This window comes from Rhodopirellula sp. J20-39 (genome assembly GCF_057365095.1).
Genome location: NZ_CP195123.1, coordinates 3,440,194 through 3,453,298 on the forward strand (window position 1 = coordinate 3,440,194; position 13,105 = coordinate 3,453,298).

A 13,105-nucleotide genomic window follows, 5' to 3' on the forward strand; every position below is an offset into this window, starting at 1 on the left:
GTGAGAGAAGATCATGCACGCGACACAAAACGATCTGCAGGTTCCAGTTCACAGCTTCATGCGCCGTCAGCCGGTATCCATTTTGGAATCGGAGTCGATTCAGGATGCAGTGGAAAAGATGGCCGAATACCATCTTTCAGCCCTGCCAGTGGTGGACGACGACAAGGTGCTTAAGGGCATGGTGACCGTCAATGACATGCTGCGTTTGATCCAGGATGCCGAGCGGACGCTGAACGGTGACTTAGCGATCTATGACGAAAGCTATTTGGTGAGTGAGTTGATCCGAGAATGCTTGGGGAGCGATCCGGTCTCGTCGGCTATGTCGTTGGTGTCGGTTACAGCGGACCAAGAAGACACGATCCAACGCGTTTCCAAATTGATGATCGAAAACCAGGTTCATCACGTGCCGGTGGTCAATCACGATAAGAAGCTGGTCGGCATTGTTTCGACCATGGACTTCGTGCGGTTTGTCAACGAAATGCACTAAATGCGGCATGTGTGACCGTTAGTGGACGAGGGTTCGAGTCCGTTTGCGTCGAGTCGCGAAGGACTTGATTTGCGTGACTCGTTACCTCGTCCATTGCAGTTGGAACCGGAGTATTAGAATCCGATCTTGAATCCAGGGAAGCTCAATCGAACGGAGCTGCCTCGGCGCGTCTTCGTTGGTCGGTGAGTTTCAATGGCGTGGCGATTGGATGTGTGGCCATGGGATGTGTGGACATCGTGTTGCGAAGTCGATCCGTACAACGCCAGTTCCATTCGTTGCAGAAGCGGCAGTGCTTCGCTGGTGATGACTCGGCGCATGTGATTGATCGTCGCGTAGTCGCGATGGCGTGCTCCGTCGTAGCCTTGATGCTGCAGTTCTCGATGCAACGATAACAGCAGTGAACGAACGCTGTTCATATCAGTTGCAACGTGTTGGATTAGACCGCTGGACGCATACCGCGATCTGGCGGCCGCATGCAGAATTTGATGCATGTGTTCCTGGAGGCGTTCGAGCTTCGTGACGGTCGATTCGATGGAGTGCGAATGGGCGTAGTCTTGACTTAGTTGGTGAGCGTCGTCGTGGAGGTGTCGAGCGACCTCGGCGAGTTGATCTGACAAACGATCGAGTTCGCTGACGCTGACGTGATAGGCGGGAGTTTCGTGATGGCTTCCGGAATGGTGTGAGCTATGAAAATTGTTGTAGTGGCGGTCAACGGTTGGCACGGTACGGGGATAGTAACCGAAGCGACTGAATCCCTGGGCGTTGGCTGAGGTGGAGGTCATTGCGGTGCAGGTGAACGCAACAGCAGCGGCAGCGAGAAGGACGAAAGTTCGGGACATCAGTAAACTCCAAAGGAAAAGGGGGGCTTGTCGGAGTTTCATAACGCATACCCTATGCCAAATCGGCTGAAATGGCGTTTTGCCCGTGTTTCACGGTGTTTTCGGCCAGGCCGTCGGCTGAACGACATCCTTATGTGTGTTCATTGTGATTTGCTGGGTGTGGTCGATGTGGTGGCGCTTTTGGGTTCGGGGATGCGGGTGACGGCTTCGTATAGTCATCGACGTAGGTAATTCACTCAATCCAACTGCATAACAGGAGCACCATCATGATGAAGACTCGGCCGCTAGGAAAATCGAACATCAATGCGTCAGTCGTCGGGTTCGGAGCCTGGGCCATCGGTGGATGGACTTGGGGTGGGACTGACGAACAGGAATCGATTCGGGCGATCCACGCCTTTCTGGATGCTGGCGGGACTTTAATTGATACGGCACCGATATACGGTTTCGGCCGCAGTGAGGAGATCGTAGCGAAGGCCATTGCCGATCGACGCGATCAAGTCGTGTTGGCGACGAAGTGTGCGATGCGTTGGGATTTGACTGATTCGCAAAAGGCTCGCGCACAAAAGAAGTTCTCAACCAGCGAAGACATGTTTGATCAACCGGGCAACGAATCTGAAGATAGCTTTGATGTTTTCATCTATGCCGGCGCCGACGGGATTCGCGAGGAGGTGGAACAGAGTTTAAAGCGGTTGCAGACCGATGTGATTGACTTGTATCAAACACACTGGCAAAGCGATGACGTTGCTATTGAAGAGAAAATGTCCACCTTGGAAGATCTTCGCCGGGAAGGGAAGATTCGTGCCATTGGTGTGTCCAATGCGTCGGTTGAACAAATCGAAGCGTATGAGCAGTTTGGGCAGGTCGACACGGACCAAGAAAAGTATTCGATGCTCGATCGTGCGATGGAAGCTTCAAATTTGGTTAAGTGCGAACAAGGATCGATCGGATTTCTCGCGTATAGCCCGCTAAGTCAAGGATTGCTGACCGGCAAGATTGAACCCGATCGGGAGTACCCTGATGGTGACCAGCGACGATTCAAAGATCGTTTCCAGCCGGAAAATGTGCGGAAGGTGAACGCGATGCTGGAGCCGATGCAGCCCATTGCTGAAAAGCATCGAATCAGCCTGGCGCAGCTCACGATTGCCTGGACGCTTTCCCGGCCCGGGTGTTCGCACGTGTTGGCGGGAGCCCGTAATCCTCAGCAAGCGATCGACAATGCGGGTGCGGGGGCAGTGGAATTGACCAGCGATGAGCTGGCAACCATCACGAAGGCTGTCCACGGCTATGACGGCGTTTGACGGTAAGTTATCACAAATTGCCCAAATGCTCTGGACGGTGGAACTTGACGAGCAACTGAGTTGTCTTGTGTGAATTGAAGCGCCCGTGGCGAATGCAAAAACTCTAGACTGTAGGTTAGGCGACATTGGAAAGTCCTTTGTGCACCGCCTGATCTCTTCAAAATTCTAGGTTGTTTGCGACAAAGGGTGATCCACTATGCAACGCTTTCCTCTCCGGGACGAGGCTGACGCATCGAAAGAGGTTAGTCAGGTCTACAACGATTTTCGTGTTGGAATGGGGTTCCCTGAGGTGCCGAAGTTCATCCGCATCCAGGGGACCTCGCCAGGAATGGTGGCGGGCACCTGGGGACTCGTCAAACACATCTTGTTGGAAGGTGCTCTTCCTCGGTCGACAAAGGAATTGATCTTTGTCGCCATCGCGGTGAAGCGAGAATGCCAATATTGCCGGGACGCTCACACGGCCTGCTGTCGTCTATTGGGTGTGGAGGAGAGGATCATTCGTGCGGTGATGGAAGGGCTAAACGAGGAGTTGCCGGATCGCATCCGGGACATTCTTCAATTCGCGGTCACTTGTGCGACCGGACCTCATGAACTCACCGACGAAGACTTTGCCCGTCTACGGGAGCACGGTCTGGATAACGAGCAAATCCTGGAAGTGATCGCAACGGCATCCATGGCCGTCTACGCAATCACAATCGCTGACGCAACGATGCTGGATTCTGACGCGATGTACGAATCGGCGAAATAGTCGACTTATGGCGATCTAGAGGCAAAATACTGGGACCGCGAAAAACGCTGCGATTTGGGTTAGAATTTGGGGACCGTCTGCTTATGACGGCCCCGCTTACTTGCCCTCCTCGAACTCTCCCCACCTTTCGATTGTTCCGCATCCATGGTTGTTACCTGCGCGAGCTGCTGTGCTCGCTTTTGTTTATTTGGCATTCCTGATCGATCCAGCCGTTGCAGTTGAGGCGACGACGGACGCGAGTTCGCCAGAAGAAATCGTGGCCAGCGAAAAAACGGAACCATCACCGATCCGAGTTTTGGCGGTTGGTAATAGTTTCACTGGGAATGCGACTCGTTTTTTAGAACCGCTCGCGGAGGCCGGTGGGCATAAGCTTTTGATTGAGCGACTGATTATCGGGGGATCGTCTCTGGAATTGCATGCGGGAAAAGCGAAGGCGTTTGCTGCGGATCCGAACGATCCGAAAGGGTGTTACTCCAATGGTTCGAGCTTGCAGGAGTCGCTTCAGTCGAACGATTTCGACTTCGTCACGATCCAGCAAGTCAGTTACAAGAGTCATGACATCGGCACGTATCAGCCATACGCATCTGAATTGGCCGATGTCATCCATCGTTACTCGCCTGCGTCGCAGTTGCTGGTGCATCAAACGTGGGCTTATCGCAGTGATGATCCGCGTTTTAGTGGCAAGTCTAAGCCTGCTGGCGAGCCTACTACCCAAGCGGAGATGTACGACGGTTTGACGAAAGCGTATCGGACAATCGCGAAGGTTCTGGGCGCGAAACGAATACCAGTTGGCGATGCGTTTTTCTTGGCCGACACGGATGAGCGGTTTGGATTTCGGGGAGCAACGGAGGTCGATCCGCAATCGTTCACTCCGCCGACGTTGCCCGCCAGTGAGCATTCGTTGCATGCCGGTTGGCATTGGTCGACTGTGAATGGAAAGCGTCAATTGCGGATGGATGGTCACCACGCCAACACCGCCGGTCAGTACCTGGGGGCGTGTGTGTGGTACGAGTGTTTGTTAGGGGAGAGTCCCGTTGGAAATTCGTTCCGTCCCAAAGGAATTGACGCCGAATACGCTCGGTTCTTGCAATTGACGGCCCATCGCGCCGTTACCGAGGCGGATGATTCCCCAGTCGCGGTGAACGAGACCGATCGTGCGGAACCGCAAACAGTATCCACGGCGAACGATACGACAGATCCGAACCCTCAGCGTTATCGGTTGACCGCTCGTGCGAGCGAGCTGGATGATCGAGTGAAGTCGCATCCGAAGATTGATTTCTTAATCGAAAAGGGTGGCAAGGCCCAAGACGTCCAGCATGCGTCGGTGGATACACGGGTGCCCATGCAAGGCAAACTGGTGATCTGGTTGATGGCCCATAACGGCTCGCTCTTTGAACGACTTAATGATTATGGTTTGCACGCGATCCAGGTCAGTTATGCAAAACAGTGGTTTGGCAAGCTCTGCCAACCGCAACCTCGTGATGCGTTTGCACGGGGAAACGTCCGTCTGGAAGCAGCCACAGGGCTGGACTTCAGCGATGAACTCGATTTGACGGTGCCCGATGGTGCCGCCGAAAGGGCTCGTCAGATGATCCTTTGGTTGTCGAAGGAGAATCCGCAAGGACGATGGTCGCAATTTTTGAGCGGCGATGGAAAACGCGTTCGTTGGGATAAGGTGATTGTGGCGGGCAGTTCGCATGGCAGCACCACGGCGGCTCGGTTTGCCAAGTATCAGCGAGTTGATCGCGTTGTCATGCTCTGTGGCCCTCGGGATCAGGACCAGGATTGGCAATCGATACCGTCGGCCACTCCAGAGAATCGGTTCTTCGGATTCAGTCACGTTTTAGATGGCGGTTGGACAGGCGATCATTATTGCCGGTCATGGGAAATGCTGGGGCTGCACGCATTCGGCCCGATCGTCAACGTTGATGACGTGAAGGCACCGTATGGGAATACTCGCCGATTGATCTCGTCGGCTGACGTGGGCGGCAACGCGGGGCGAGCTCATTCCGCCGTGACACCGGGCAAGGCTTCGCCGAAGGACGACGATGGTGAGTTGCTGTATGAACCCGTTTGGCGATACTTGTTCAATCATCCGATCGACGAGGTCGGTGAGCCTACTCCGGAAGACGATGATTGTTTGCGACAACACGTCACTTATTAGGCGAGCAGGTGCATCTTAGCCGGCATAATTTCAATTAGCCGGTTTGTCTGCCATGCGAAAACATGGCGTGCAACTTCACGTCAACGGTTTGGGAATCCTGCTGGCAAACCAGAAAGGCACCATCGACGAATGCGTGCAGACGCTCAAGGAGTTCGCGAGATGATGGTGCATGGACTTGGACAGACAAATGCCGATTGCCCCAGCCTGTTGGTCCGCAGTAGGGAGACTCGCTTGTGTAGCGATACAGAGCGTCCCCGTCGTTGATTAACAACTGGCATCCTGGCACGGTCTGGGATTCGACTGACGCCACATTCCAAACCGGAATTGATGGAGTTAGCCAGAAGATTCCCGCGTATCCGGTTTGCGTAAAGTGTTTCGTGACTGATTGGCCTGCAATCTTTGCGGTCAGCGATTCCGTCAGTGTGGTGCCGGTCGCTAGGCCGACGAGTTGATTGATGTTGTCGCCGGGTGGACGGAGATGGCCTTCGACCAATGCGATGCGGTTGTCGTCGGTAACGACAAATTCCCAGTGGCTGATCCCATAAGAAACGCCTAGGAATTCCAGAAGGGATTGGATCGCTTCGCAAGCCGCGTCTTTTAGCTTCTTTGGCAATTCATGCTCGATCGGCGGGTGAACGTGAGCCGTCTCCATGAACGTTTCACTGATCCACTTTTGTGTGAGGCCCACGAAGTGATGTCGGCCGTCGAAGCTAACGTATTCGGCACTGTACTCGGCTGACTCATGCAAAGACTCGGATCTGACAATCCGCTCTTCCGCCAGGACAGATGGATCTATCGGTGCGTCATGACGCTCACCGAAGCCTCGCCAATCGCGACCGAGCGTCCGAAGCACTGTCTCGGCTTTCAAAGACAACTCCGCTCGGGTGCTGGGTAGGACCGCGATCGATCCGGTCAGCGAGTTGGGTTTGACAATGAAGTGTTCGATCGCATCGTCGTGAAAGAACTCGCTTGCTACAGATTGGCTGGATGAGTCAGCGTTGAAACTGTCGAATTGAGTTAGCTGATATTCAATCGGTTTGAGAAGTTGAGAGCCACGGCTGAGTTCGTTCCATTTTTCGCGAAGGAGATGCTTGCAGCGTACGGTAGCGGCGGACGCTACTGGGAAGCACGGTGCCGACGTGCTTTGTGACAGTTGGGCTGCGTCGGCAACGCAGTAGTCGTCCATGCCGAGCACACAAAAGTCGTCGCCGTAGCGTTTTCGGATCTTATCGCTCGAAAGATCCGTCTGGATGATTAGCTGTCCCGAAGGGAACTGTTGTGTCTCGCGACGGTTTCGGAGATTGCGGAACCAGTATTTGCGGCGAGATTGTCGGCTTGTTTGACGCCACTGGGCAACGGCATTCGTTTTGTCCGGTGGAATTATGACGACCGTGCGTAATCCGGCATCCATTGCGTCTCGGATCACATAGTCATGACGCCAGCGATATGCTCCAAACAGAACGATAGTAGGCGCTGGTTTCGGTCGGGACATCCATCGGCGCGGGAAAAACAAGATCGAGAACTTCTCTTCGGCCGGTAATGCGTTGGGTGAATCTTCAGCCTGAAACGTAGGTGGTTCAGACCGCGTTCGCAAGAACAGGGGAAGTATGCTCAGCGAGTCACCAATCGCACCGAAAACCGGTCAAGCTAGAAGCTGGTTCAACGAAAGTTTGCGTTCTGTTTACTTGGCCTCAAGCGATAGGCTGACTCGTGAGATAGGCAGATTCGTGTGATGGACTGAATTAGGTAGACTCGTACCATCTTTCTCGACAACTTGGATGTGAAATGAGTGCGACAGTCTTTCATCTTGAAATGTGTGAACGCGAGTTCTTTTGCCCCGTGCCGTTGCCCGAGGGGATGACCGTGTCCGCGTCTCATCCGCCTGACCCGGACCGAAACTTGTCGTTCTATCGAGACGTGGGTTCCCAGTGGAACTGGAAAGATCGCTTAACGTGGACCGATCGACAGTGGAGTGCCTACGTTAACCGCGACGAGCTGACGACTTGGGTGGGGCAGTTGCATGGCCGGCCGATGGGATACTTCGAATTGGAAGTGCAAGCAGCAGGGAATGTGGAGATCGCCATCTTCGGATTGCTGCCGGATTTCATCGGCCGGGGATTGGGTGGCGCGTTGTTGTCTGCCGCGATCACGCAGGCGTGGGATATCCCGGGAACCCGGCGGGTTTGGTTGCACACCTGCACCGACGACCATCAGCACGCGTTGGGCAACTACGAGAAACGTGGCTTTCGGTTGTTCAAGACTGAAGCTTCGCCGGTTGAATAGCAAATCAAAGCAGGAGTGCGTTGGGAGCCGTAAGCGGTTTCATGGTCGGAACTGACGGTAGGGCTCACGCAAAGGCGCAAAGGCGCGAAGACGCACAGTCGCGAAGCTGCAGAGTCGCGAAGAGATTTTTTTGTCTCTGGAGCGATGCGTTTGGATGTCTTGTGCGCAGGGAAACGGTTTCGGTAGGTTGGTCAGGCGATCGTATGGGGCGGTTGAACTGATGTGGGCTCTCTACCCCATTTAGGTGTTTGGATCCGGTAGACTGGAGGGCATGCGTTGCGGGATCTGCTTACTGGCAGGTGGGCTGATTCGCCGTTGTTTACCTACACCAAACTTGTCTGGACCGTCGAGTGATCTATGTCGAACTCCGAGAACCCTGTTTTCTTTTCTCCTGGTGAAGACCCTGAGATGCAGGCTGCTGGTAAGAAGGCACGTCAGGGATTTAAGTACTTTTGGCGGGAAATGGCTTGGGAGCAGCGGCGGATTATTCCGGGGTTGGAGATGGCTGGTGTGAAGGTTTCGCTGTTCGATCCTCCGGAGGTTCGTGCGGCGAATCCAGGGGACTTGGAAGTCGAGCACATGTGGTTGTTGGACGTGGGATTTGATGGCCGGCAAGTGGAGGGAACGCTGATCAACACGCCCCATTCATTGAAGACCTATCAGGAAGGTCAACGTGTCAAAATCCCTGGACGGCAATTGTGCGATTGGATGTACGTGTGCATGGGAGAGGTTTGTGGCGGGTTCACGGTCGATCTGATGCGAAGCCGAATGAGTGCCGGTGAACGTAAGCAGCATGATCGAGCGTGGGGGCATGACTTCGGTGACGTGGGAGTCGTGCAACTGGTCCCGGCTAGCTACCTGGGAGATCCGCCACCGGAAAAGAAGGGTTGGCTATCGCGTCGATCGAAGACGCCGCAAGGCAAACAGGACTACGCAAAAGTCGCAGCTTCGGAGCATCCGATGTCAGTGAATATGCGTGAGTCGTTCGAGCAAACATTGCAAGAGAACCCTGAGTTGTTGGAGGAAACAGACGATCGGGGATTCACCTTTTTGCATCAGCTTGCGTTAGCCGGGTCTCTCGACGGCGTCGACGTTTGTTTGAAACACGGTGCCGATGCTCAGCGGCCGGCAAGCAACGGAATGACACCGTTAGCGTTGGCGAAATGCCTGGCATGGAAACGCGTGATGGCGAGATTGGAAGAAGCTTGATGAATGAATGCTGTTCGGCGTAACAATCCGGCTATGAAACCTCATGGCGGGAGTTCCTGCTAATTGTGAGTTCCCATGAGTCCACCTGTGGCGAATCGACGAAACCGGATTGCGAGAATTCTCGCGATGGGGACCTTTGTTTCGCTGGCTTTATTGGCGTTCCCCAGCATGACGCCGTGGATGATTGCTGCGTGGTTAGCGGTATACACGGTGTTGGCCTTGAAGAATCGACCGGCGTGGGTGCCGCTTCTGCTTTGCATCGCCATTTTGGTTATTCGTCTGGTGCCTAGAACTCCGGCGATGCTTGCCTTTGGTGCGGTGCTATTGACGCTGGCCGTGGTTCGATTTCGAGGACGGTTTGAATCATTACGTCTAAAGAAGTGGAAGCCGCTGTTGATCTCGGTTCCGTGGATCGTTTGGGCGGTGATGGTTTGGGAGCATGAGGCGATTGCAACATGTAACCATCCCGCGATCGGCAAGTTTGACGATACCAGCCCGATTGTTTGTATCGGCGATAGTTTGACGGACGGCATGCGGCCGGACCTTGGGTACCCGGATGCCTTAGATCAGATGCTGCCGAATCCCGTGATCAACGAAGGCGTGTCGGGAATTGCGACGCAGCAGGCTTTGGATATGCTCCCGCGGGTGCTGAAGCATGAGCCGGCGATCGTGGTGATCGAAGTTGGCGGGCATGACTTTTTGAAAGGTCACAGCCGCGCATCGACCAAGGCGAATTTGGTTCGGATGATTGATTTGGTCCGCGAAGGTGGCGCGGAGGTCATTTTGATGGAAATCCCTCGTGGTTTCATGGTGGACCCGTTTGCGAGCTTGGAGCGAGAGATCGCTTATGAAAAGGACGTGCAATTGGTCGACGACACGTGGCTGCGTCAAATCGTTCTGATGAGTCCGATCGCACCGCCAGGAATGTGGATGTCGAAGTCTTCGCAATTGAGCGACGATGGTATTCACAGCAACCCGAAAGGAAGCCGCGTGATCGCTGAGCGGGTTGCCGTCGCGATTGAGGAACTCGTGTCAAACAGCAGAGGTGGTTGAAAAGAGCCGGACCCTGGTTGAGGGCGGCTGGAGACGGCGATTGAAAGGCGATCCTTTTGTGAAAACGTTCGCTTTCCAGTCGTCGCAACTTTGCGGGGAACTATGCTGATGAGTTGGCCCGAAAGTTGCCCTTATTGACACTTGTCGAAGTTTGGGGCGTCCCGTCGTTGGGTGGTGGTTTGCAGCGTTTGTCTGGGTGGTGGATCTGGGGGCTGGTTTAGAGTGCCAGTCCAGCGTGCGAGATAGCCAAGTGCTTCGTTGGCTAGATAGGGCTGAGCTCGTGTTGTCGTGGGGCCTCGCCACCGGTTCGATTAGTTGTCATTCTCTTTTCCCTTGTCTGATTTTCGCTGTTTATCGATTGGTGACGCATGCCGATTTTTTGTCGCATCCTTGTATGTTTCGCAATCGCGACAGCCGGTATCGGCAGCGTCACGGCACAAGAGATCGTCTATTCCACCGGGGAGACGGTCTACTCCTCCGGAGAGGTCGTTTACCCGTCGCAGACGTCTGCCTACCCAAGTGGTTCGACGGTCGATTCGATGGGCACGCCCGCGTATCCTTCCGGAGCGATTGTCTCGTCACCCTACGGTGCTACCGGAACGACGACTTGGTCGGCGGGAGTCCGGCCCCACGATCAAATTTGGTTGGTGAGCAGCCGGCGGATGTGTTCTACGTGTAGCGATGTCAATTCGCTGGAAGTGAAACAACACGTCGGCGGGCAGTGGTTCCCCTCCACAACCACCAGTTTGACGGAGCCTTCGCCCGATGGGATCTCGCGGCGTGTGGTGATTCTGGTTCACGGGAACAGTTGGTCGTACGACAAGGCGATTCGTCGTGGGATGCAAATGTACCAACGCGTTGTGCAGCCTTGGTCGGAAGCCGGTCCCATTCGGCTGGTGATTTGGACGTGGCCGTCGGACAAGATTCGCGGCCCGATTCGTAACGTCGTGGTGAAGGCTCCGATCGCGGATCAGCACTCCTTTCACCTTGCCCGTTTTTTGCAGCAATTGAAAACGCATCGTGAAGTCGCGATTATCGGCTACAGCTACGGTTCACGTGTGACGCTTGGGGCTTTGCATTTGTTAGGCAACGGCAGCATGCATGGGCGAAGGCTTGCCGATGCGAGAGACCCCATCCCGCGAATTAACGTGACTTTGATCGCGCCGGCGATTCGTAATGACACTCTGATGACGTCATGTGGACGTGCGTTCGGTCAGATCAATCACTTGTTCGTGATGTACAACAGCCGCGATCGTTACTTGAGTCTGTACAAGGCTCTGCGGTTTGATGACAAGCGGCCTGCCCTTGGGTACACCGGAGTGGCGGGGCTAAGTTGCTTGCCGAACTACGGCCAGCGAGTCGATCAGTTTGATGCCGCTCAGGTGGTCGGGCCAGAACACGATTTTTTGGAATACATTTCTGATCCCAAGGTCGAACAGCGTTTACGCCGCAATCTGTTCTTCCACGAGTTGCAGTAAGCGTACCGAACCGAGTCGGACGCAAAAGCATTCGCGGTGGTCGAGGCTTATTCCGCTGGAGGTGCTTCGGCTGGTTTCGCTTCGGTTGAGTCGCCTTCAGGGCGAGTCGATTCCGCGACTGTGGTAGCGAAGGTGGGCTTGTTGGGTTCGACGTGGTCCATGAAATCGAGCTGGACGCGAACGATGTCTTTGGTAGCGGTAAAGAACGCATCCAGGACAGTCGGGTCGAAGTGAGTACCGCGTCCCTCTTCCAAAATCGCGAAACATTTTTCGCGAGGCATGGCTTTCTTGTAAGGACGTTCAGCCGATAGTGCGTCGAACACGTCGGCGACGGCGGTGATGCGTCCTTCGATCGGAATGTCGTTGCCCGCTAATCCCAGTGGGTAGCCGGTTCCGTCGAATCGCTCGTGGTGCGTTTGAGCGATACTGGCAGCCAACCGCATCAACGCACTGCCGTTTCGCAGCATGTCGCTACCAAACTCAACGTGACGACGCATTAATCGAGCGTCCGATCCGGCGTGTGGTTCGATGATCTGGTGGCCAAACTTGACGTGGTTTTGAATGATCTCGAATTCTTCCGCTTCCAACTTGCCGGGCTTCAGCAGGATGGCGTCGGGAATGGCAATTTTGCCGACGTCGTGCAGTTGGGCGGCCATTTCAATGTCACGGACGAACCAGTCGGGAAGTCCCATCGTTTTGGCGATCAAACCGGCGAAGCGGCCGACGCGGATAACGTGATTTCCAGTATCGTTGTCTCGCATTTCAGCGGCGCGAGCGAGACAGTAGACGACTTCACGGCGTGACGCTTCAAGTTCGCGGGTGCGTTGTTCGACTTTGACTTCCAATTCGGCAGCGTGATTTTGCAACCGATCTTGGTAGCTTTTCATTTGCAGCGAGTTGCGGACCCGAGGGGTCAGGTCCATCGGATCGACTGGCTTCAGCAAGAAGTCGGTCGCGCCCAGTTCCAGGCACATCAACTTGATCTTCTCGTCCGTATTGGCGGTCAAAATCAAGACGGGAAGGTGTCGGAAGCGAGGGTTCTTGCGAAGTTCTCGCAGGATTTCGATCCCATCGACGCTGGGCATGTTGATGTCGAGCAACAAGCAATCGGGGTTGGTCGCCTGGGCGATCCGGAGTGCGGCGGTGGAATCGGTGGTGGTTTCGAAGGAGCGGTAGCCAGCACGCTCGAGGTATTTTTTGACGATCAGCACGTTGGCGATCTCGTCGTCCACAATCATGATCTTGCCCGGCAAAGCGGTCGGGCGAGGTGCCAGCGGGAGGGCTGGAGTCTTGGTCGCTGGCGATGACGTTCGGGACGCGTTGCCGGTCTGCGCACCGGTGCTCTCTGTTGCCGGTTGGGCAGCCGGATTTGCTGCTGGTGATTCAGTTGACGCCACCGTTTTAGGTGAACTCACAATGCAGGTAGCATCAATGGTGCTATCGACAGAGGGAGCCATCGCGAAAGGAGAGTCGGCAGGAGAGGGAGTGCTCATTGGCGAACTGAAGGTTTTTTATTGGATCGGGTGTACCTTTGCAACTCTGGACC

11 protein-coding genes are annotated in these 13,105 nt (G+C 54.9%); 8 read left to right on the top strand and 3 right to left on the bottom strand.

Features of this window, described 5'->3' with window-relative positions:
• The first annotated feature begins 13 nt into the window (after positions 1 to 13).
• Entirely contained in the window at positions 14 to 487 is a 474-nt protein-coding gene (locus ACR3ZL_RS12570; RefSeq protein WP_473652804.1) for a CBS domain-containing protein, read from the top strand.
• 113 nt (positions 488 to 600) lie between these two features.
• Here ACR3ZL_RS12570 and ACR3ZL_RS12575 read toward each other — a convergent pair whose 3' ends face one another.
• Positions 601 to 1,326, bottom strand: coding sequence for a hypothetical protein (locus ACR3ZL_RS12575; protein ID WP_473652803.1), 726 nt, complete (start codon positions 1,324 to 1,326; stop codon positions 601 to 603).
• Positions 1,327 to 1,592: 266 nt separating this feature from the next.
• On the opposite strand from ACR3ZL_RS12575, the gene ACR3ZL_RS12580 reads away from it, so the two are divergent.
• The 3 genes from ACR3ZL_RS12580 (at position 1,593) to ACR3ZL_RS12590 (ending at position 5,536) form a co-directional block, all read left to right on the top strand.
• Positions 1,593 to 2,624, top strand: coding sequence for an aldo/keto reductase (locus ACR3ZL_RS12580; protein ID WP_473652802.1), 1,032 nt, complete (start codon positions 1,593 to 1,595; stop codon positions 2,622 to 2,624).
• Between the two features lie 196 nt (positions 2,625 to 2,820).
• Positions 2,821 to 3,372 (top strand): carboxymuconolactone decarboxylase family protein, encoded by a 552-nt coding sequence (locus ACR3ZL_RS12585; RefSeq protein WP_473652801.1) that lies wholly within the window; start codon positions 2,821 to 2,823, stop codon positions 3,370 to 3,372.
• Between the two features lie 169 nt (positions 3,373 to 3,541).
• Positions 3,542 to 5,536, top strand: a complete 1,995-nt coding sequence (locus ACR3ZL_RS12590) for a BPSS1187 family protein (protein ID WP_486173510.1) — start codon at positions 3,542 to 3,544, stop codon at positions 5,534 to 5,536.
• 34 nt (positions 5,537 to 5,570) lie between these two features.
• Here ACR3ZL_RS12590 and ACR3ZL_RS12595 read toward each other — a convergent pair whose 3' ends face one another.
• Positions 5,571 to 7,028, bottom strand: a complete 1,458-nt coding sequence (locus ACR3ZL_RS12595) for an ATP-grasp domain-containing protein (RefSeq protein WP_473652799.1) — start codon at positions 7,026 to 7,028, stop codon at positions 5,571 to 5,573.
• A gap of 293 nt (positions 7,029 to 7,321) precedes the next feature.
• Between ACR3ZL_RS12595 and ACR3ZL_RS12600 the strand changes: the two genes are divergently transcribed.
• From ACR3ZL_RS12600 to ACR3ZL_RS12615, 4 genes are all read left to right on the top strand, one after another.
• Positions 7,322 to 7,819 (top strand): GNAT family N-acetyltransferase, encoded by a 498-nt coding sequence (locus ACR3ZL_RS12600; RefSeq protein WP_473652798.1) that lies wholly within the window; start codon positions 7,322 to 7,324, stop codon positions 7,817 to 7,819.
• 357 nt (positions 7,820 to 8,176) lie between these two features.
• On the top strand, positions 8,177 to 9,028 hold the full coding sequence (locus ACR3ZL_RS12605; RefSeq protein WP_473652797.1) for a DUF2314 domain-containing protein: 852 nt from the start codon (positions 8,177 to 8,179) through the stop codon (positions 9,026 to 9,028).
• 75 nt (positions 9,029 to 9,103) lie between these two features.
• Positions 9,104 to 10,081, top strand: coding sequence for a GDSL-type esterase/lipase family protein (locus ACR3ZL_RS12610; RefSeq protein WP_473652796.1), 978 nt, complete (start codon positions 9,104 to 9,106; stop codon positions 10,079 to 10,081).
• Positions 10,082 to 10,449: 368 nt separating this feature from the next.
• Complete coding sequence (locus ACR3ZL_RS12615; protein ID WP_473652795.1) at positions 10,450 to 11,559, top strand: alpha/beta hydrolase; 1,110 nt, start codon at positions 10,450 to 10,452, stop codon at positions 11,557 to 11,559.
• Positions 11,560 to 11,606: 47 nt separating this feature from the next.
• Here the strand turns inward: ACR3ZL_RS12615 and ACR3ZL_RS12620 are convergent, their stop codons facing one another.
• The gene (locus ACR3ZL_RS12620; RefSeq protein WP_473652794.1) at positions 11,607 to 13,052 is read right to left on the bottom strand and encodes an HD domain-containing phosphohydrolase; all 1,446 of its coding nucleotides are present in this window, start codon (positions 13,050 to 13,052) and stop codon (positions 11,607 to 11,609) included.
• Between the last annotated feature and the right edge of the window lie 53 nt (positions 13,053 to 13,105).